The sequence below is a fragment of the Jatrophihabitans fulvus genome (assembly GCF_054781375.1).
Map to the genome: position 1 here is coordinate 21,013 of NZ_BAAGUN010000008.1, position 19,983 is coordinate 40,995.

Here is a 19,983-nt window from a genome sequence, read left to right on the forward strand (position 1 = left end):
GAGCGGGGTCCCAGAGCGCCGCCGTGACGAAGCCCCGGGTGTGGGGCACCATTCGCTTCGTGCCTCTTGGACTCCCCGACGGGATCACGACCTGCCTGTTCGATCTCGACGGCGTGCTCACCGACACCGCCGCAGTGCACCGCGCCGCGTGGAAGGCCACGTTCGACCCGGTGCTCGAACGCCACGGGCAGGGCGAGTTCACCGACAAGGACTACAACGCCTACGTCGACGGCAAGCCCCGCCTCGACGGCGTCCGCGACTTCCTGAAGTCCCGTGACATCGACGTCCCCGAGGGCGACGAGGACGACCGCGACGGCGACACCGTCAACGGCATCGGCAATCGCAAGAACCAGGACGTCCTGCGCCGGATCAGGACCGACGGCGTGAAGGTCTTCGAGGGCTCGCGCCGCTTCCTCGAGGCGGCCCGCGACGCCGGGTTGCGCCGGTGGGTGGTGTCGTCGTCCGCCAACACCGAGGACGTCCTGAACGTCACCGGCCTCGCCGATCTCGTCGAGGGACGCGTCGACGGCAAGACCATCAAGAGCACCGGCATGAAGGGCAAGCCCGCGCCCGACTCGTTCCTCGCCGGCGCGAAGGACGCCGGCGCCGAGCCGTCCCAGGCGTGCGTGTTCGAGGACGCCACCTCGGGTGTGCAGGCCGGCAGGGCCGGCGACTTCGGTTACGTCGTCGGCGTGAACCGTCTCGACGACGACCACCGCCACGACCTCGAGACCCACGGGGCGAGCGTCGTCGTCGACGACCTCTCCGAGCTGCTGGAGGCGAAGGGCCAGTGACCCACGACGTCACCGACCACAGCGAGCGGGACGGCCGCTTCCCCGTCGAGCCGTGGTGCGTGCGCGAGATCGGCCTCGACCAGTCGTTCCTCGCGCAGTCGGAGTCGCTGTTCGCGCTGTCGAACGGCCACATCGGGCTGCGTGGCAACCTCGACGAGGGTGATCCGAGCGGCCTGCCCGGCACCTACCTGAACTCGTTCTACGAGACCCGTCCGTTGCCGTACGCCGAGGCGGGCTACGGCTACCCCGAGTCGGGACAGACGGTCCTCAACGTCACCAACGGCAAGCTGATCCGGCTGCTGGTCGACGACGAGCCGCTCGACCTGCGCTACGGCGTCATCGAGCACCACGAACGCTGCCTCGACATGCGCCGTGGCGTGCTCGAGCGCGAGGTCGTCTGGTGCTCGCCGGCCGGTGCCCGGGTGCGGCTGCGGACGAGCCGCCTGGTGTCGATCCGGCACCGCTCGATCGCCGCCATCCGCTACCGCGTCGAGGCCCTCGACCGTCCGTTGCGCCTGGTCGTGCAGTCGGAACTCGTGGCCAACGAGAAGCTGCCCAAGCAGTCGAAGGACCCACGCGTCGCCGCGGTCATGAAGAACGCGCTCAAGCCGGTCGAGCACTGGGGCAAGGGCACCCGCGCCTACCTGGTGCACCGCACCGAGGGCAGCAAGCTGCAGATGGCGGCGATGATGGACCACGTCATCCGCGCCCCCGAGAAGGTCGGCTGCGAGCTCGAGACGCACGACAACTGGGCCCGGTTGATGTTCCCGGTCAAGCTCGAGCCGGGCACCGAGCTCGACCTGACGAAGGTCGTGGGTTACGGCTGGTCGAGCCAGCGCTCGACACCCGCCCTGCGCGACCAGGTGAGCGCTGCCGTCGTCAGTGCGTTCCACGCCGGCTGGGACCTGCTCGCCCAGGAGCAGGAGGAGGACCTCACCGAGTTCTGGCGCGGCGCCGACGTCGAGATCGAGGGCGACGACGAGCTGCAGCAGGCCGTCCGCTTCGGCATCTTCCACTCCTTCCAGGCCGGCATCCGGGCCGAGCAGCGCGCCATCCCCGCCAAGGGCCTCACCGGCCCGGGCTACGACGGCCACGCGTTCTGGGACTCGGAGATGTTCGTGCTGCCGCTGCTGACCGCCACGGCACCGGACGCGTCGGCGGACGCGCTGCGCTGGCGCGCGTCGACCATCGAGCTGGCCCGCGAGCGAGCCGGCACCCTGCACCTCGGCGGGGCGGCCTTCCCCTGGCGCACGATCCGCGGCCAGGAGTGCTCGGCCTACTGGCCGGCGGGCACCGCCGCGTTCCACGTCAACGCCGGCATCTCGGCCGCGGTGTCACGCCACGTGCGCTGGACGGGCGACGAGGACTTCGACCACTACGTCGCGCTGCCGGTGCTCGTCGAGACCGCCCGGCTGTGGGCGTCACTGGGGTACCACGGCGACGACGGACGCTTCCACATCGACGGCATCACCGGCCCGGACGAGTACAGCGCGATCGTGCACGACAACGTGTACACGAACCTGCTCGCCGCGCAGAACCTCGACGACGCCGCCGCGGTCGCCGCGCGGTGGCCGGGCGCCGCCGCCGAGCTCGGCGTGACCGACGACGAGCGCGCCGAGTGGCAGCGTGCCGCCGACACGGTGGCGGTGCCGTTCAACGAGCAGCGCGACGTGCACGAGCAGTCGCGCGGCTACACCGACCTCGAGGTGTGGGACTTCGAGAAGTCGGAGGACAAGGACGCGTACCCGCTGCTGCTGCACGCGCCGTACTTCGACCTCTACCGCAGGCAGGTCGTCAAGCAGGCCGACCTCGTCATGGCGCTGCACTGGGCCGGTCACGCCTTCACCGCCGAGCAGAAGGCGAAGGCGTTCGCGTACTACGAGCCGCTGACCGTCCGTGACTCGTCGCTGTCGGCGTGCACGCAGGCGGTGATCGCCGCCGAGGTGGGTCACCTCGAGCTGGCCACCGACTACCTGGCCGAGGCGGCGCTGATGGACCTGCGCGACCTCAACAAGAACGGTGGCGACGGGCTGCACATCGCCTCGCTGGCCGGCGGTTGGCTCGCGGTCGTGGCGGGCTTCGGCGGTCTGCGCGACTTCGGCGAGCGCCTGACGTTCCGCCCGCAGCTGCCACCGACGTGGACGAAGCTGCGTTTCGGCCTGCGCTACCGCGGGTGCCTGCTGCACGTCGAGGTCGACGCCGACTCGGCGACCTACAGCGTCGAGGGCGACTGCTCGGTGCCGGTCACGCACCTCAGCGACGGTGACGACCGCGAGGACCTCGAGGTCACGCCCGGCGAGCCGGTCACCCGGCCGTGGACGTCCGTCGACCCGATGACCCCGACACCGACACAACCGCCCGGACGGCGGCCGCACCGGGCGGGCTCGCGGGACGCGGACGGTACCGCCGGCTGAGGCGCTACTGCCGTCCGACGGCCTTCTCGAGCTCGGCCTTGGTCATGCTCGAGCGGCCCTCGATGTTCTTGCGCCTGGCCTCCTCGTAGAGCTGCGCCTTGGTGCGCCCCTGGGCGCCCTGGTGCGAGCGCAGGCCACCGCGCCGGGACGAGGAGATGTCGTCGGTCGAGGTCTTGCTGGCCTGCTTCGACTCCCCCGCCCGGGCCCGGTTCTTGTTCACCGTTCGCGCGGCGATCTCCTTGGCCGTCTTCTCCGACCGGCCGCGGTCCTCGAGGCTCTCCTTGATGTCCTCGTACTGCTTCTCGCGCTTCTTGCTCCACCCCTGCGGCATGCGACCACATCCTCTGCTCGACGGACGGAGAAGTCGTACCCGCTTCGCCGCACGGGCGGGCACTAGATTCGGGTCATGGCCCGCCGACGCGATCCCGCCGAGCTCGCCCGCCTGCTGCTGCGCGGCTCGATCGGCGGCACGATGATCGCCCACGGGGTGAAACACGGACGCTCGCTCGAGGGCACCGCGGGCTGGTTCGGCTCCATCGGTTTCCGGCAGCCGCGGCTGCAGGCCCAGCTGTCGTCCGCCGTCGAGGTGGGCAGCGGCGCGGCCCTGGTCGCGGGCGCGGCCACACCGCTGTCGGCCGCGGCTGTCGTCGGCACCATGTCGGTCGCGATCCGCACCGTCCACCAGCCGAACGGCTTCTTCATCACCGCCGAGGGGTGGGAGTACACGGGCATGATCGCAGTCGCGTCCGTGGCGCTCGCGGCGCTCGGCAGCGGCCGGTACAGCGTCGACCGGCTCGTCGGCGTCGCCGACGCCGGCACCCCCGGCCGCCGGGCCGCGCTCGCCGCCGGGCTCGGTCTCGCCGGCGCCGCCGCGCAGCTCGCGGCGTTCTGGCGCAAGCCCTCCGGCTCCTGAACGCCGGCGCCGGGGTGCGTCGCCTGCAGGTCGGTGCCGCCGGTGCCGCCGTGCTGTTCGTGCTCGACCTGGTGCTCGTGACGAGCCGGTGGGGTCCGCTGCGGCGGTTCGACGTCGACGCGTCCGCCACGCTGAGCGGCGAGACCGCCGGGCATCCTGCGCTCGTCACGTTCTGGAAGGCCGTCAGCGCGGTCGGGCAGCCCGCGGTGTTCCAGGCGGTCGCCGTGGCGGTCGGTGTCGCGCTGAGGCTGCGGGGCCGGCGGTCCCTCGCGCTCTACTGCGCGGTGACGGTGCCGGTCGCGTCGTCGCTCAGCACCCTTGTGAAACTCGCCGTCCGGCGCGACCGGCCGGCGGTCGCCGACGACCTGACCCACGCGGCGGGCGCGTCGTTCCCCAGCGGCCATGCGACCACGTCCATGGCCGGGGTGCTCGTGCTGTTGATCGTGCTGTCACGCCTGCGGCGCGGACCCCTCCTGGCGGCGGCCGTCGTGCTGGGTGCGGCGATCGCCGTGGTCGTCGCCGCGAGCCGGTTGTGGCTCGGCGTGCACTACCCGACGGACGTCGCCGGGGGGTGGCTGCTCGCGACGACCTGGGTGCTGGTCGCCACGGTCGTGCTGCAGCGGGTCAGTGACCGTCGGCCCCCGACAGCAGCGCCGGATCCGCCTCCCGCAGTGCCAGCCGCATGACCTCGTCGAACATGGCGGCGAGCCGGTCCGGACGCACCGGACGGTCGCGGGTCTGCACGCCGACCAGCACCGACATGCCCAGCGCGGCGATGACGTCCGCCCGCGGCGGGGGCACCCCCAGCGCCTGAAGGGCCTCGACGAGTGCACGGTCGCGCAGCTCGTCGACCGCGGCGACCGCCCGGGCGACCCGCGCGTTGCTGCGGGCCCACGCGCGGATCGCCGCCTCGGACGGGTGGGGCAGCGCCACCGCGTAGTCCTTCATCGCGGTCAGCTGCAGGACGGGTTCGCCCAGCGCGCCCGCCGCGTCGATCAACCGCTGGCTGTGCTCGCGCTGCCAGAACTCGAGCAGGTCGTCGACGAACGCCGGCATGCTGCCGAAGTGGTGGTAGAAGGACCCCTTCGTCAGCTCGAGACGGCGGCACAGCTCGGCGATGGTCAGCGCGTCGGGACCCAGCTCGGCCAGCACCTCGAGGGCGACGCCGAAGTAGTCCACGGCGCCGCGTCGCTCCGTCTGCCGCTCGGTTCCCGACGAGGTCACCCGCTCAGTGTTCACCGTCCGGCGGCGTAACCCTGCGCGCCGCGAGGATTCGCGGCGGCGCGCAGCGTCCCGTCGGGCTCCCGCGAGACGGCGCTGAGCCGCCCCAGCGTCCACCCGCCGGAGACGGTGACGTCGTGGCCCCGGCGCCGCAGCCCGTCGATCGCGTCCTGCCCGACGCGGTCCTCCACCACGGCGCCGCGGGCGTAGGACTCCCGCGGGTAGAAGGACGACGGGAAGTGGGTGCTGTGCCACGTCGCGGCGTCGATCGCCTCCTGCAGGTTCAGGCCGAACAGGGTGTGGAACAAGAAGAACGGCAGCGGCCACTGGTCCTGTTGGTCGCCACCGGGCGTGCCGAACGCCAGGTACGGCGCACCGTCGCGCAGCGCCATCGACGGCGACAGCGTCGTACGCGGACGCTTGCGCGGCGCCATCGAATTCGGCAGACCCGGCGTCACCGTGAACATCTGCGCTCGGGTGCCCAATCCGAATCCGAGCGACGGGATCACCGGTGAGCTCTGCAGCCAGCCGCCGCTCGGCGTCGCCGACACCATGTTGCCGAAGCGGTCGACGACGTCGAGATGGCACGTGTCGCCGCGAGTGCCGCCGCGGGCGTCGACGGCAGGCTCCACGGCGCTGTCGAGCGTCGGTTCGCCGACCCCGGCGCCGCCGGCGGCCTCGCCGAAGTCGGCCAGCCGCGGCTCGCGGCCGTCCGGACGTCCCGGCCGCAACTCGCCGTCCGCCGTGTCACCGACGAGTGCGCGCCGCTCGTCGGCGTAGGCACGCGACAGCAGCGTCGCGAGCGGCACGTCGGGCACGTCGCCGTACCAGGCCTCGCGGTCGGCGAAGGCGAGCTTCGCGCACTCGAGCACGACGTGGATCAGCTGCGGGTCGTCGGGCGCGGTGTCGGCCAGGTCGAAGCCGCTGAGCAGCGCGAGCTGCTGCAGCAGCACCGGCCCCTGCCCCCACGCGCCGGTCTTCGCGACGCGGTAGCGGCCGATGTCCAGGGTGGCGGGCGCCTCGATCGGTGTGCGCCACCCGGCCAGGTCGTCCGCGGTGAGCAGCGCGGCGTGCTCGCGTCCGGACGTGTCCATGACCGGCCGCCGCCCGAACGCGTCGATCGCCTCGGCGACGAAGCCGCGGTAGAAGGCGTCGCGAGCGGCGCGGATGCCCGCCGCCCGACCGATGCCGCGCGACGCGCGCGCCAGCCGCTCGTACGTGTCGGCCAGGGCGGGATTGCGCAGCCGGGTGCCGGGCCGCGGCGGCGCGCCGTCGGTCAGGTACACCGCGGCGGACGTCGGCCAGTGGTCGCGGAACAGGTCGGTGACGGTCGCGACCGTCCGGGCGATCGCCGGCAGCACCGGATAGCCCCGGCGCGCGCACCCGATCGCAGGCTCCATCACGTCGGCCAGCCGCATCGTGCCGTAGCGCTCGAGCAGGGTCAGCCAGGCGTCGAACGACCCCGGGACGGTGGCCGCCAGGTGCCCGGTCCCCGGCACGAGGTCGAGGCCCAGGTCGGCGAACCGCCCGGTCGTCGCGGCGGCCGGCGCGGGTCCCTGGCCGGCCACCACCTCGACGTGCGCGCCCGACCCGCGGGCGAGCAGGATCGGCACCTCCCCGCCCGGTCCGTTCAGGTGCGGCTCGACGACCTGCAGGGTGAAGCCCGCCGCGACGGCCGCGTCGAACGCGTTGCCGCCGCGTTCGAGCATCGCCATGCCGGCCGCCGACGCGAGCCAGTGCGTGGACGCCACCATCCCGAAGTCGCCGACGAGCTCCGGACGGGTGGTCATGGGAAGTTGCGCGGTCACACGTCGATCCTGCCCAAGCGGAGCGCCGCTAGGGTCGCTTCATGCGATTCGGTGTCTTCGTCCCGCAGGGTTGGCGCCTCGATCTGGCGGGGATCCCGCCGGAGGAGCACTGGCGGACGATGCTCGGCGTGGCCCGGGCCGCCGAGGAGGGGCCGTGGGAGTCCATCTGGGTCTACGACCACTTCCACACGGTGCCGGTGCCGACCGAGGAGGCGACGCACGAGGCGTGGAGCCTCATGGCCGCCTACGCCGCGGCGACGTCCAGGGTGCGGCTCGGGCAGATGTGCACCTGCATGGGTTACCGCAACCCCGCCTACCTCGCCAAGGTCGCGGCGACGTGCGACGTCATCTCGGGCGGACGGGTCGAGATGGGCATCGGCGCCGGCTGGTACGAGCACGAGTGGAACGCCTATGGCTACGGGTTCCCCCGTGCCGGCGAGCGGCTGGCCATGCTCGACGAGGGCGTGCAGATCATGCGGCAGATGTGGCGCGACGGCACCGCCACGCTCGCCGGCAAGCACTACCAGGTGTCCGGCGCGATCGGTCGTCCGCTGCCGCTGCAGCCCGGCGGCATCCCGCTGTGGATCGCGGGCGGCGGCGAGAAGAAGACTTTGCGCATCGCCGCGCAGTACGCGCAGTACACGAACTTCGACGGCACGCCCGAGGACTTCCGGCAGAAGTCGCAGATCCTCGAGCAGCACTGCCGTGATCTCGGCACCGACTTCGGCGCCATCACCCGCTCCGCCAACTACAACGTGATCATCGGCGAGACCGAGGCCGAGGTGCAGCAGCGGCTCGAGTGGGTGCTGGACCACTACCGCTCCCGCGTGCCCGCCGACGCGTTCGCCCGGTTCGAGGGCATGTTCCGCAGCGGACCACTCGTCGGCACCCCCGAGCAGATCGTCGAGACGCTGAAGCAGCTCGAGAGCCTCGGCATGACCTATGCGATCACCAACTTCGCCGACGTCGCCTACGACCGCGGCGCCATGGAGCTGTTCGCGACGCGGGTCGTCCCGGAGCTGGCGTCGTGACCGCCGCCCCCACCGCCGCACCGCCGGCCGACCGCGGCCGCATCGTCGTCGACGGCCTGACCAAGCAGTTCGGGTCCGTCCGCGCCGTCGACCGGCTCAGCTTCACCGTCGAGCCCGGGTCGGTGACCGGCTTCCTCGGCCCGAACGGCGCCGGCAAGACCACCACGCTGCGGATGGTGCTCGGCCTGGTGCACCCCAGCGCCGGCACCGCCACCGTCGGCGGCCGCCCGTACCGCGACCTCGACGCACCGTCGCGGGTGGTCGGGGCGATGCTCGAGGCCAGCTCGTTCCACCCGGCCCGCACCGCCCGCAACCACCTGCGCATCCTCTGCACCGCGTCCGGGATCCCGGTCGGTCGCGCCGACGAGCTGCTCGCCCTCGTCAACCTCACCGACGCCGCGAAGCGCAAGGTGCGCGGTTACTCGCTCGGCATGCGGCAGCGGCTCGGCCTGGCGCAGGCGCTGCTCGGCGACCCCGCCGTCCTGATCCTCGACGAGCCGGCCAACGGTCTCGACCCCGAAGGCATCCGCTGGCTGCGCAACCTGCTGCGATCGCTCGCCGCCGAGGGACGGACGGTGCTCGTCTCGAGCCACCAGCTCAACGAGGTGCAGGAGATCGCCGACCGCGTGGTCATCCTCAACCGCGGACGGCTCGTGCGGCAGGGCTCGATCGCCGAGCTCACCGCCGGCACCGACCGGGTGCTCGTCCGCAGCCCGCAGGCGGCGCAGCTCGCCGAGGCGCTGGAGCGGACGGGCTCGGCCACCGTCACCCGCGTCGACCCCGGCACCCTCGAGGTCCGCGGGCTCGACGTCGCCGGCGTGGGCCACGCCGCGTTCACCGCGGGGGTCGAGCTGCACGAGCTCAGCCCGCGGCGCTCCGACCTCGAGGACCTGTTCTTCCAGCTCACGTCCGAACCGCCGCCCGGTCCGGGTGGGGCCCCGGGCGCGCCGCCCGGGCAGTACGGGCCCCCGCCGGGGCAGTACGGGCCCCCGCCGGGGCAGTACGGACCACCGCCGGGGCAGTACGGACCACCGCCCGGGCAGTACGGACCACCCCAGGGAGGTGTCCGGTGATAGCGCTCGTCAAGGCCGAGTTCCTCAAGGTGCGCACCACGCAGGTGTGGTTCTGGCTCCTGCTGGCCGCGATGGCCGTCAGCGGCCTTCTCGTCGTGGGAGGGATCGCGAGCCAGCAGAGCCTCGCCGGCGACGACGTCCCCAACCTGTTCGCGTCCTCGGCGACCGGCTACGTCGTCACGTTCGTGCTCGGCGTGCTCGGCGTCACGACCGAGTTCCGCTACCAGACGATCACCCCGACCGTGCTGATCACGCCGTCGCGCTGGGTCGTGGTCACCGCCAAGATGATCACGTACGCCGTGCTGGGAGTGCTCTACGCGGCCGCCGCCGTGATCGTGCAGCTGGCGATCGCACTGCCCTGGCTCTCGAGCCGCGGGGTCGACGTCGACTTCGGCGACGGCGACGTGCAGCGCGCCATCATCGGTGTGTTCGCGGTGCTCGCCCTCTTCGGCATCATCGGCCTCGGTGTGGGCGCGCTGCTGCGCAACCAGATCGTGGCCGTCGTCGTGGGAATCGTCTTCCTGCTCGTCCTGCAGCCGATCATCGGCGCCGTGCCCGGCATCAAGCACGTGTTCCCCTACCTGCCCGCCGGGGCGCTGAACGCGATCCTGATCAGCGGCGACCGCGACTTCAACGGGGTCACCCTGCTGCCGGTCTGGGGCGGAGTGGTGGCGCTGCTGCTGTGGGCGTTCGTCCCGGCCATCCTCGGCTCGGCGCTGACGCTGACCCGCGACATCACCTGACGCGGCGCGCGCCGCCCGGCCCCGGGAGTCTCATGCCGCACACTCGGGCGCGGTTCACATGCCGCGTCCGCCCGTAACGCGTAGGGTCGATGGGTGCAGCCGTGGCGGCACCACGGACCACCAACCGCAGGCGAGGACGGCCGACGACAGTGGCGACGACGGACGAGTCGACAACCAACGAACACACCTCCGGCCGCGGCGACTTCGGCGCCAACGAGTGGCTCGTCGAGGACATGTACGAGCAGTACCTCGCCGATCCCAGCAGCGTCGATGCCGCGTGGCACGACTTCTTCGCCGACTACAAGCCCGGGCAGAACGGCAACGGTGCCCACGCGGCGCCGTCCGACACCGACGACACGGACGACACCGACGACACCGACGACACGGACGACATAGACGACACCGCGGACGCCACCGCGTCCGACACCGCCGCCGGGGCCGACTACGGCAGCAACGGCGCGGCCGCCCCGCTCGCGCCGCCCGTCCCGGGCGACGCGTCCGCACCGGCGGCACCGTCCGCTCCCGCCGCCGAGCCGCGCACGGAGCCGTCCGCGCAGCAGCGGCCCACCCCGGCCGCGAGCCCGGCCGAGGGCAAGGCCCCCGAGAGCCCGGCCGCCGAGAACGCGACCGGCGAGAGGGCGGCCGGCAGGCCCGCTGCCGGGAAGCCCGCTGCCGAGAAGCCCACTGCCGAGCCCGCCGAGAAGCCCGCCGAGAAGCCCGCCGTCGACGCGAAGAACGACCAGCCCACCTCGACCCGCCTCAAGGGCGCCGCGGTGCGCGTCGTGCAGAACATGGAGAGCTCGCTCGCCGTCCCCACCGCCACGAGCGTGCGGGCCGTGCCGGCGAAGCTGCTGTTCGACAACCGCGTCGTGATCAACAACCACCTGCGCCGGGCGCGGGGCGGCAAGGTCAGCTTCACCCACCTCATCGGCTACGCCGTGGTGAAGGCGCTCGCCGTCCACCCGGAGATGAACAACGCCTACGGCGAGCTCGACGGCAAGCCGGCGCTGATCACGCCCGAGCACGTCAACCTCGGCATCGCCATCGACCTGGTCGCGAAGAACGGGTCGCGCTCGCTGGTGGTCGCGTCCATCAAGCAGGCCGAGACCATGGACTTCTCCGAGTTCCACGGCGCCTACGAGGACATCATCCGGCGCGCCCGCGGCGGCAAGCTCACGACCGAGGACTTCGCGGGCACGACGATCAGCATCACCAACCCGGGCACGATCGGCACGAACCACTCGGTGCCGCGGCTGATGCAGGGCCAGGGCGCGATCATCGGCGTCGGCTCGATGGAGTACCCCGCCGAGTTCAGCGGCATGAACCCCGCGCAGCTCGTCGACCGCGCCATCAGCAAGATCATGACGCTGACCTCGACGTACGACCACCGCATCATCCAGGGCGCCCAGTCGGGCGAGTTCCTCAAGGTCGTGCACCAGCTGCTGCTGTCCGACGAGTTCTACGACGAGATCTTCGCCGCGCTCAAGATCCCGTACGAGCCGGTGCGCTGGCTCGTCGACCGCGACTGGACCCACGAGGGCCAGATCGGCAAGAACGCCCGCGTCATCGAGCTGATCAACGCCTACCGCACCAACGGCCACCTGATGGCCGACACCGACCCGCTCGAGTACACCGTCCGCAGCCACCCCGACCTCGACATCGCCCACCACGGCCTGACGCTGTGGGACCTCGACCGCGAGTTCCCGGTCGACGGCTTCGCCGGCAAGAAGCTGATGAAGCTGCGCGACATCCTGGGCGTGCTGCGCGACGCCTACTGCCGCCGCGTGGGTGTCGAGTACATGCACATCACCGACCCCGAGCAGCGCGCCTGGCTGCAGGAGCGCATCGAGGTCGACCACAACCCGCCCTCGCGCGACGAGCAGCTGCACATCCTGGGCCGGCTCAACGTGGCCGAGGCGTTCGAGACGTTCCTGCAGACGAAGTACGTCGGGCAGAAGCGCTTCAGCCTCGAGGGCGCCGAGACGGTGATCGCGCTGCTCGACCGAGTGCTCGCCGAGGCCGCCGACCAGGACCTCGACGAGGTCGTCATCGGCATGCCGCACCGCGGCCGGCTCAACGTGCTCGCCAACATCGTCGGCAAGCCCTACTCGAAGATCTTCAACGAGTTCGAGGGCAACATCGACCCGGGCACCGCGCAGGGCTCGGGCGACGTGAAGTACCACCTCGGCGCGCGGGGCCGGTTCACGTCCCCGACCGGCAACGACATCAAGGTCGAGCTCACCGCGAACCCGTCCCACCTCGAGGCGGTCAACCCGGTTCTCGAGGGCATCGTCCGCGCCAAGCAGGACAAGCTCGACAAGGGCGACGACGGGTTCACCGTCCTGCCCGTGCTGCTGCACGGCGACGCCGCGTTCGCCGGTCAGGGCGTGGTGGCCGAGACGCTCAACGTCTCGCAGCTGCGCGGCTACCGCACCGGCGGCACCGTCCACGTCGTCGTCAACAACCAGGTCGGGTTCACGACCTCGCCGTCGTCGTCGCGCTCGTCGCTGTACTGCACCGACATCGCCCGCATGATCTCGGCGCCGATCTTCCACGTGAACGGCGACGACCCCGAGGCGTGCGTCCGCGTCGCCGAACTCGCGGTGAAGTACCGCCGCGAGTTCCGCAAGGACGTCGTCATCGACATGGTCTGCTACCGGCGGCGCGGCCACAACGAGGCCGACAACCCCTCGTTCACCCAGCCGATGATGTACGACATCATCGACAGCAAGCGCAGCGTCCGCAAGCTCTACACCGAGGCGCTCGTCGGTCGCGGCGACATCACCCTCGCCGACGCCGAGACCGCGCTGAAGGACTTCCAGGCGCAACTCGAGAAGGTGTTCGTCGAGACCCGCGACGCCAGCGACAAGGCGGCGCCGGCGTACGAGATCGATCAGCAGACACCGTCGCAGCAGGTCACGACCGCGATCACCCTCGACGCGATCAAGCGCATGGCCGAGGCCTACGCGAACCTGCCCGACGGTTTCACGATCCACCCCCGCCTCAAGCCGCAGATCGACCGCCGCGTGGCGATGGGCAGTTCGGGCAACGTCGACTGGGCCACCGCCGAGCTGTTCGCCTTCGGCTCGCTCGTCATGGACGGGCGGACGGTGCGGCTGAGCGGCCAGGACTCGCGCCGCGGCACCTTCACGCAGCGGCACGCGACGCTGATCGACCGCAAGGTCGGCTCCGAGTACACGCCGCTGCGCGAACTCACCGACGACCAGGCGCCGTTCTTCGCCTACGACTCGCTGCTCAGCGAGTTCGCCGCCGTCGGTTTCGAGTACGGCTACTCCGTCGCCCGCGAGGACGCCCTCGTGTGCTGGGAGGCGCAGTTCGGCGACTTCGTCGACGGTGCGCAGACGATCATCGACGAGTTCATCTCCTCCGGCGAGGCGAAGTGGGGGCAGCGCTCGGCGCTGTCGCTGCTGCTGCCGCACGGCTACGAGGGCCAGGGACCCGACCACTCGTCGGCCCGTCCCGAGCGGTTCCTGCAGCTGTGCGCCGAGAACAACATGACGGTCGCGATGTGCTCGTCGCCGGCGAACTACTTCCACCTGCTGCGCCGCCAGGCACTGTCGCCGGTGCGCCGTCCGCTGATCGCCATGACGCCCAAGTCGCTGCTGCGGCTCAAGGCGGCCGTCAGCCAGCTGGACGAGTTCACGTCGGGCACGTTCCGTCCGGTGCTGCCCGACGAGAACGCCGGGTCGGACGTGCGCCGGGTGCTGCTGTGCGCTGGCAAGATCTACTACGACCTCGCCGCCGAGCGGGAGAAGTCCGGCCGCACCGACGTCGCGATCCTGCGTGTCGAGCAGCTGTACCCGCTGGCCGGGGACGACTTCGCCGCCGAGCTGGCGAAGTACCCGGACGCCGAGCTGGTGTGGACGCAGGAGGAGCCCGCCAACCAGGGTGCGTGGCCGTTCATGGCCCTCAACCTGCCGGCCCACCTCGGCGGACGCGCGCTGCGGCTCGCGTCGCGCAAGGCGTCCGCCTCGCCGGCCGTCGGCTCCCACTCGGTGCACGAGGCGCAGCAGCGCGAGGTCGTCGCCACCGCCTTCGGGTGAGCTGCGGTGTACTTCACCGACCGCGGCATCGAGGAGCTCGTCACCCGGCGGGGTGACGAGCAGGTGACCCTCGAGTGGCTGGGTGACCGGCTGGAGGTGTTCGTCGACACCCACCCGGAGTTCGAGACCGCCGTCGAGCGGTTCGCCACCTGGCTGGCGCGCGACGACAGCGACGACGAGCTCGACGACTGACCTCGGCTACTGCCCGATCCGTGCCGCGTCCACCTCGACGGGTTCCGGACGGCGCTCCGGCACGCCGAGCACGCGCAGGAAGTACTGCGCCGTCGGCCCGATCGCCAGCGCGAACACGACGGTGCCGATGCCGACCGAGCCGCCCAGCAGCCAGCCGGACACCAGCACGGTGACCTCGATGCCGGTGCGCACGAGGCGGACGGACCGCCCGGTGCGGCGCACGAGCCCGGTCATGAGCCCGTCGCGCGGACCCGGGCCGAGCGCGGCGCCGACGTACAGGCCGGTCGCCAGGCCGCACAGCAGCACGCCGCCGAGCAGCTCGGGGATGCGGACGGCCAGGTGGCCGGTGCGGGCGATCACCTCGAGGGCCACGTTCATGACCAGTCCGACGACGATCACGTTGCTCACCGTGCCGAGACCCGGCCTCTCGCGCAGCGGGATCCACAGCAGCAGGACGATCGCGCCCGCGACGATCGTGACGGTGCCGATCGCGAGGCCGGTGTGCTCGCTGACGCCCTGGTGCAGCACGTCCCACGGGTCGAGCCCGAGGTCGGCGCGCACGAGCAGGGCCAGCGAGATGCCGTACAGGACGAGTCCGACGTAGAGCTGGACGACGCGGCGCAACAACCTCACCGGCGCAGCATGGCAGACCACCCGAACCGATTTCACGGGCCAATCGCTTATCGAGTGGCCTGGAACGGGTGGCATACTGCCGAACCGTGACGACCCCCTCGGCGCGGATCGGCGGGACGGCGCTGGCCGCGCTGCTCCCGCCGCTGCGCAACGTCCCGGGCCCGGTCTACAGCGCGCTCGCGGGCGCCGTCCGCACCCTGGTGCTCGACGGCCGTGTCGCGTCGGGAACCCGGCTGCCCAGCGAGCGTGAACTCGCCCTCGCGCTGAGGGTGAGCCGCGCAACGGTCACGGCGGCCTACGACACGCTGCGCGAGGACGGGTTCCTCGCCAGCCGCGTCGGCGCCGGCAGCCACGTCGCGGTGCCGGAGCGCTACACCCCGCACGCCGGACACACCGGCTGGCGGACGACCGGAGCCACCTCCGACCCGCTCGCCGGGGACGTCGTAGACCTGACCGTGGCCGCCGTCCCGGCCTCCCCCGAACTCGCCCCCGCGTTGGCCGACGCGGTCCGCGCCGCCGAGCCGTACCTGCGCGGCACCGGATACGAACCGTCCGGTCTGCCGGCCCTGCGCGCAGCGGTCGCCGAGCGCTTCACCGCCCGGGGAGTACCCACCGACCCCGAGCAGGTGCTGATCACCAACGGAACGCTGCACGGCACCGACCTGCTGCTGCGGCTGCTGCTGTCCCCCGGCGAACGCGTCCTGACCGAGCTGCCCGCGTACCCGGGCACGCTCGATGCCGTGCGGGCGCACCACGGTCGGCTGGTGCCGGTGCCGATGGCCCCCGGCAGCGGCTGGGACGTGGACCAGTTGCGGTCCGCGCTCGGCCAATCCGCGCCGCGAATGGCCTACCTGATGCCCGACTTCCACAACCCCACGGGCGCGCTCGTCCCCACCGCCGACCGTCGCGCGGTGGTCGCTGCGGCCCGGCGGACGGGGACGCTGCTGCTCGTCGACGAGGCCTTCCTCGATCTGGGGTTCCGCGACACCCGGCGCGACCTGCCGTCCCCCATGGCGGCCCTCGACCCGGGCGTCGTCACGGTCGGCTCGCTGTCGAAGACGGTGTGGGCGGGCCTGCGCATCGGCTGGTTGCGGGCGGCGCCCGAGCTCGTGCGCCGGTTGGCGGCTCTGCGCACGTCGATCGACCTCTGTGCCCCCGTCGTCGAGCAGCTGGCGGTCGCCGCCCTGCTGCCGCGCATCGACGAGCTCGCGGCGGCGAGGGCCGCGATGCTCGAGGGCCAGTGCGACGTCCTGCTGGACGCGCTCGCCCGCGAGCTGCCGGCGTGGCGCACGACCCGCCCGGCCGGGGGCCTGTCGACCTGGATCGAGCTCGACGCCCCGGTCTCCACGCCTCTGACCGTCGCCGCCGCCGGGCTCGGCGTCCAGCTCGCGCCGGGCTCGCGTTTCGGGGTCGACGGCACCCTCGAGCGCTTCCTGCGGTTGCCGTTCGCGCTGCCCGCGCCGCGGCTGGCCGAGGCGGTGTCACGGCTCGCCCGGGCGCGCGACCAGCTCGGGTCCGTCCCGCGCGCCGCGTCGCCCGCCGTCGTCACCTGACGCTGCCGCGCGGCTCCCACACCGGGGCGACGCGCGTCGATACGGTCCGCCTCGATCCCGCGGGCAAACCCCTGCGCGCGGGCCGTACGGAAGGCCGTGGAATGACGATTCCGCTCCAGCCGCTCACCGCCGTCGACACTCCCGCCCGCCTCGCGGCCGCTGCCGCGCTCACGGCGGGGCTCGTCGCGACGTCGGCGGTCGCCCTGACCGTCGTGCTCGCCGGCGACACCCGCGCGGCCGCCGACCCCGGCGTCCCCCACGCGCTGCGCGCCGCTGCCTCGGACGCCCGCGGCAGCGGGTCCGCCCCCGCCGGGCGGACGCCCACCGCCGCGCCCCGTCCGCTGCCGTCGTTCGCGTCGTCGCCGGTGGCCCTGCGCTCGCCCGTGACGCAGGTGCCCGTGGTCTACACGGTCAAGCCGGGCGACAGCCTCACCGCGATCGCGCGGTGGTTCAGGATGCAGGGCTACGAGCAGCTGTACCTGCGCAACCGTGACGCCATCGGCGCGAACCCCGACCTCATCCGTCCGGGCCAGGTCGTCACCATCACGCCCCGCGGCGCGACCGCCTCGATGACGGTGACGTCCGCTCCCTGACCCGACCTGCTGCGGCCGGGAGGCGAGACGTTCCCCACCTCCGTCCGGTGATCAAGAAGAGCTTCTGCCCGCTCCGACGAGCCCGTCCTCTTCGTGATCACCTTCGGGCCGACGGACAGACCGACGGACGGACAGCCGGACGGACCGACGGACCGTCAGACGGGCGACCGAACCGTGCCGGACCGTGCAAGGGTCAGGCGCGGACGGCGCCGTCCAGCACCGCCTGCCGCGAGACGGCGGCGGCGACGGCGGGCGCGACGCGGGAGTCGAACGGCGTCGGGACGATGTAGTCGGGCGCGAGCGCGTCGCCGACGACCTCGCTCAATGCCTCGGCCGCGGCCAGCTTCATCGACTCGGTGATGGCGGACGCGTTCGCGTCGAAGGCCCCGGCGAACACGCCCGGGAACGCGAGAACGTTGTTGATCTGGTTCGGGTAGTCGCTGCGCCCGGTGGCCACGACGGCCGCGTGGCGGTGCGCGACGTCCGGGTGCACCTCGGGGTCGGGGTTGGCCAGGGCGAACACGATCGCGCCCGGCGCCATGGTGGCGACGACGCTCTCGGGCACGTGTCCGGCGCTGAGGCCGAGGAAGACGTCCGCACCGACCATCGCGTCGGCGAGTGACCCGGTGTGCCCGGCGCGGTTCGTCCGGGCGGCGAGCGCTTCCTTGACCGGTGACAGGTGCGCCCGGCCGGGGTGCAGGATGCCCTTCGAGTCGGCGACGGCGATGTCGCCGATGCCCGCGGCCAGCAGGATGTCCGTGCACGCCACGCCGGCCGCGCCCGCCCCGGACACGACGACCCGCAGGTCGGCGAGCGTCCGCCCGGTCACCGCGGCGGCGTTGCGCAGGGCCGCGAGCGTCACGATCGCGGTGCCGTGCTGGTCGTCGTGGAAGACGGGGATGTCGAGCCGCTCCCGCAGCCGCCGCTCGATGTCGAAACAGCGGGGCGCCGAGATGTCCTCGAGGTTGATGCCGCCGAAGGACGGAGCCATCCGGGCGACGGTCTCGACGATCTCGTCCGCATCGGTGGTGTCGAGCACGATCGGCACGCTGTTGATGCCGGCGAACTCGCTGAACAGCGCCGCCTTGCCCTCCATGACGGGCAGCGCGGCCGCCGGACCGATGTTGCCCAGGCCCAGCACGGCGGTGCCGTCGCTGACGACGGCGACGAGCCGGGAGCGCCACGTGTACTCGCGAGCCAGGCGCTCGTCCGCGGCGATCGCGGTGCACACCTCGGCGACGCCGGGGGTGTAGGCGAGCGACAACGAGTGCCGGTCGACGAGCGGCATGGTGCTGGCGACGGTGAGCTTGCCGCCGCGGTGGGCGCGGAAGACCTCGCTGTCGGGAGCGGACGGTCCCGCAGGGGCGGACGGGGCGGACGGGGCGGTGCCGACGGCGGCGTCGGACTGGTGGGCAACCACGATGTGCTTCCTCGAGTGGTGGCCGGGGCAGAGGTCACCCGGCCGGTGTCGGAATGCGCGCCGGGTGCGGCGCGTGCTGCTGGCCTCGGGGGTTGCCCGTACCGCTCCAGTCTGACACGTGGTCGCAGCTGTTTCGCGCAGGGAGCCGATGAGCCCGCTCACGGGGCCCGCACCCCGGCAACCGCGCGCCGCACCCCGCGAGTTGTCCGGTTTGTCTTCCTAAACGGCTTTTTGTGGGGCAGAGTCTCCCTGGCATTCACATGCAACTCCTAAGTTGCCGTCGTCGAGGAGGCACCACGTCCATGAGGCGTCGATTCACCCGCAGCGTGACCATCGCTGCGACACTCACCGCCGCGGCGGGCGCGACCATCGTCGCCGCCCTGCCCGCCACCGCGAACGCCACTCCGTCCGGCGTGGCCGCTGTCCCGGCCGCGCGCTTCCACGCCACCGCCCACGGCAACGAGCGCACCTGCGCCGCGCCCACGCGCGTCGGCGTCGCGTCGTGTCTCGCCCGCGTGGTCGTGAACAGCGGACGCAAGCCCGTCGTCACGACCACCCCCGCCGGGTACGGCCCGGCGGACATCCGCTCGGCCTACGCCCTCGGCTCGGCCTCCGGCAGCGGCCGGACGGTCGCGATCGTCGACGCCTACGACGACCCGACCGCGGCGTCCGACCTGAGCGTCTACCGCTCGCAGTACGGCCTGCCCGCCTGCACCACCGGCAACGGCTGCTTCAGGAAGGTCAGCCAGACCGGTAGCACCACCTCGCTCCCGGCCAAGAACGCCGGCTGGGCGACGGAGATCAGCCTGGACCTCGACATGGTGTCCGCGGCCTGCCCCGACTGCAAGATCCTGCTCGTCGAGGCGAAGAGCACCTCGTTCTCCGACCTCGGCACGGCCGTGAACTACGCCGCCTCCCAGGGGGTCTCCGCCATCAGCAACAGCTACGGCGGCAGCGACTCGGCGCAGACGTCCGCCTACAACCACCCGGGCATCGCGGTCACCGCGTCGACCGGTGACGACGGCTACGGCATCGAGTCCCCCGCCAGCTTCGACTCGGTCGTCGCCGTCGGCGGCACCAGCCTGTCGAAGGCCTCGGGCACGACCCGCGGCTGGAGCGAGAAGGCGTGGAGCGGCGCCGGCAGCGGCTGCTCGACGCTGAACGCGAAGCCCTCGTGGCAGACCTCGGTCACGCAGTGCTCCGGCAAGGCCAACGCGGACGTCTCCGCCGTCGCCGACCCGAACACCGGTGTCGCGGTCTACGACTCGACCGCCTACCAGGGCGCGTCGGGCTGGCAGGTCTACGGCGGCACGAGCGCCTCGTCGCCGATCATCGCGTCCGTCTACACGATGGGCGGCAACCTCTCGGGCTACCCGGCCTCGTACACGTGGTCGAACAGCGGTGCGCTCAACGACGTCACCAGCGGCTCGAACGGCTCGTGCTCCACGACCGTGTGGTGCAACGCCCGCACCGGCTGGGACGGCCCCACCGGCCTCGGCACGCCGAACGGCACCGCGGCGTTCTGACGGTC

General features: G+C 72.4%; 17 protein-coding genes. 12 read left to right on the forward strand and 5 right to left on the reverse strand.

The genetic code is table 11. From position 1 onward, the window contains the following. Positions 1–59: 59 nt before the first annotated feature. Both ACYVP9_RS21270 and ACYVP9_RS21275 read left to right on the forward strand, forming a co-directional pair. Positions 60–794 carry a beta-phosphoglucomutase family hydrolase gene (locus ACYVP9_RS21270; protein ID WP_460606972.1) on the forward strand — a complete coding sequence of 245 codons (735 nt, stop codon included), beginning with the start codon at positions 60–62 and terminating at the stop codon, positions 792–794. Next, positions 791–3,208 carry a glycoside hydrolase family 65 protein gene (locus tag ACYVP9_RS21275; protein WP_460606973.1) on the forward strand — a complete coding sequence of 806 codons (2,418 nt, stop codon included), beginning with the start codon at positions 791–793 and terminating at the stop codon, positions 3,206–3,208. Before ACYVP9_RS21270 ends, ACYVP9_RS21275 begins: the two co-directional genes overlap by 4 nt. 4 nt (positions 3,209–3,212) lie before the next feature. Here ACYVP9_RS21275 and ACYVP9_RS21280 read toward each other — a convergent pair whose 3' ends face one another. After that, positions 3,213–3,539, reverse strand: coding sequence for a plasmid stabilization protein (locus tag ACYVP9_RS21280; protein WP_460606974.1), 327 nt, complete (start codon positions 3,537–3,539; stop codon positions 3,213–3,215). A gap of 75 nt (positions 3,540–3,614) precedes the next feature. Between ACYVP9_RS21280 and ACYVP9_RS21285 the strand changes: the two genes are divergently transcribed. Both ACYVP9_RS21285 and ACYVP9_RS21290 read left to right on the forward strand, forming a co-directional pair. Further along, positions 3,615–4,121 (forward strand): DoxX family protein, encoded by a 507-nt coding sequence (locus ACYVP9_RS21285; protein WP_460606975.1) that lies wholly within the window; start codon positions 3,615–3,617, stop codon positions 4,119–4,121. Between the two features lie 14 nt (positions 4,122–4,135). After that, a complete protein-coding gene (locus ACYVP9_RS21290; RefSeq protein ID WP_460606976.1) occupies positions 4,136–4,807 on the forward strand; it encodes a phosphatase PAP2 family protein in 672 nt (223 codons plus the stop codon). Here ACYVP9_RS21290 and ACYVP9_RS21295 read toward each other — a convergent pair. Both ACYVP9_RS21295 and ACYVP9_RS21300 read right to left on the reverse strand, forming a co-directional pair. After that, complete coding sequence (locus tag ACYVP9_RS21295) at positions 4,746–5,345, reverse strand: TetR/AcrR family transcriptional regulator (RefSeq protein ID WP_460606977.1); 600 nt, start codon at positions 5,343–5,345, stop codon at positions 4,746–4,748. The genes ACYVP9_RS21290 and ACYVP9_RS21295 overlap by 62 nt on opposite strands. A gap of 11 nt (positions 5,346–5,356) precedes the next feature. Further along, positions 5,357–7,132 carry a gamma-glutamyltransferase family protein gene (locus ACYVP9_RS21300; protein WP_460607244.1) on the reverse strand — a complete coding sequence of 592 codons (1,776 nt, stop codon included), beginning with the start codon at positions 7,130–7,132 and terminating at the stop codon, positions 5,357–5,359. Positions 7,133–7,191: 59 nt separating this feature from the next. On the opposite strand from ACYVP9_RS21300, the gene ACYVP9_RS21305 reads away from it, so the two are divergent. From ACYVP9_RS21305 to ACYVP9_RS21325, 5 genes are all read left to right on the forward strand, one after another. Next, positions 7,192–8,181, forward strand: a complete 990-nt coding sequence (locus ACYVP9_RS21305; protein WP_460606978.1) for an LLM class F420-dependent oxidoreductase — start codon at positions 7,192–7,194, stop codon at positions 8,179–8,181. Further along, on the forward strand, positions 8,178–9,254 hold the full coding sequence (locus tag ACYVP9_RS21310; RefSeq protein WP_460606979.1) for an ABC transporter ATP-binding protein: 1,077 nt from the start codon (positions 8,178–8,180) through the stop codon (positions 9,252–9,254). Before ACYVP9_RS21305 ends, ACYVP9_RS21310 begins: the two co-directional genes overlap by 4 nt. Then, complete coding sequence (locus ACYVP9_RS21315) at positions 9,251–9,997, forward strand: hypothetical protein (protein ID WP_460606980.1); 747 nt, start codon at positions 9,251–9,253, stop codon at positions 9,995–9,997. The genes ACYVP9_RS21310 and ACYVP9_RS21315 overlap by 4 nt, the downstream gene beginning before the upstream one ends. A gap of 89 nt (positions 9,998–10,086) precedes the next feature. After that, the gene (locus ACYVP9_RS21320) at positions 10,087–14,061 is read left to right on the forward strand and encodes a multifunctional oxoglutarate decarboxylase/oxoglutarate dehydrogenase thiamine pyrophosphate-binding subunit/dihydrolipoyllysine-residue succinyltransferase subunit (protein WP_460606981.1); all 3,975 of its coding nucleotides are present in this window, start codon (positions 10,087–10,089) and stop codon (positions 14,059–14,061) included. Positions 14,062–14,067: 6 nt separating this feature from the next. Beyond that, positions 14,068–14,253, forward strand: a complete 186-nt coding sequence (locus ACYVP9_RS21325; RefSeq protein WP_460606982.1) for a DUF6104 family protein — start codon at positions 14,068–14,070, stop codon at positions 14,251–14,253. 6 nt (positions 14,254–14,259) lie between these two features. On the opposite strand, the gene yczE is transcribed toward ACYVP9_RS21325, so the two are convergent. Then, positions 14,260–14,886 (reverse strand): membrane protein YczE, encoded by a 627-nt coding sequence (gene yczE / locus ACYVP9_RS21330; protein ID WP_460606983.1) that lies wholly within the window; start codon positions 14,884–14,886, stop codon positions 14,260–14,262. A gap of 86 nt (positions 14,887–14,972) precedes the next feature. Between yczE and yczR the strand changes: the two genes are divergently transcribed. Together yczR and ACYVP9_RS21340 are read left to right on the forward strand one after the other, a co-directional pair. Next, positions 14,973–16,439 carry an aminotransferase-like domain-containing protein gene (gene yczR / locus ACYVP9_RS21335; protein ID WP_460606984.1) on the forward strand — a complete coding sequence of 489 codons (1,467 nt, stop codon included), beginning with the start codon at positions 14,973–14,975 and terminating at the stop codon, positions 16,437–16,439. 101 nt (positions 16,440–16,540) lie between these two features. Continuing rightward, entirely contained in the window at positions 16,541–17,032 is a 492-nt protein-coding gene (locus tag ACYVP9_RS21340) for a LysM peptidoglycan-binding domain-containing protein (RefSeq protein WP_460606985.1), read from the forward strand. A gap of 193 nt (positions 17,033–17,225) precedes the next feature. Here the strand turns inward: ACYVP9_RS21340 and ACYVP9_RS21345 are convergent, their stop codons facing one another. Continuing rightward, positions 17,226–18,452: an NAD(P)-dependent malic enzyme gene (locus ACYVP9_RS21345; RefSeq protein ID WP_460606986.1), complete on the reverse strand. Its 1,227-nt coding sequence runs from the start codon at positions 18,450–18,452 to the stop codon at positions 17,226–17,228. Between the two features lie 302 nt (positions 18,453–18,754). On the opposite strand from ACYVP9_RS21345, the gene ACYVP9_RS21350 reads away from it, so the two are divergent. After that, positions 18,755–19,978, forward strand: coding sequence for a S53 family peptidase (locus ACYVP9_RS21350; RefSeq protein WP_460606987.1), 1,224 nt, complete (start codon positions 18,755–18,757; stop codon positions 19,976–19,978). Positions 19,979–19,983 lie beyond the last annotated feature (5 nt).

Coding starts and splice junctions, on each gene's coding strand:
- ACYVP9_RS21280 (WP_460606974.1), bottom strand. CDS start 3,539: ATGCCGCAGGGGTGGAGCAAGAAGCGCGAGAAGCAGTACGAGGACATC.
- ACYVP9_RS21285 (WP_460606975.1), top strand. CDS start 3,615: ATGGCCCGCCGACGCGATCCCGCCGAGCTCGCCCGCCTGCTGCTGCGC.
- ACYVP9_RS21300 (WP_460607244.1), bottom strand. CDS start 7,132: ATGACCACCCGTCCGGAGCTCGTCGGCGACTTCGGGATGGTGGCGTCC.
- ACYVP9_RS21305 (WP_460606978.1), top strand. CDS start 7,192: ATGCGATTCGGTGTCTTCGTCCCGCAGGGTTGGCGCCTCGATCTGGCG.
- ACYVP9_RS21320 (WP_460606981.1), top strand. CDS start 10,087: ATGGGTGCAGCCGTGGCGGCACCACGGACCACCAACCGCAGGCGAGGA.
- ACYVP9_RS21340 (WP_460606985.1), top strand. CDS start 16,541: ATGACGATTCCGCTCCAGCCGCTCACCGCCGTCGACACTCCCGCCCGC.
- ACYVP9_RS21350 (WP_460606987.1), top strand. CDS start 18,755: ATGAGGCGTCGATTCACCCGCAGCGTGACCATCGCTGCGACACTCACC.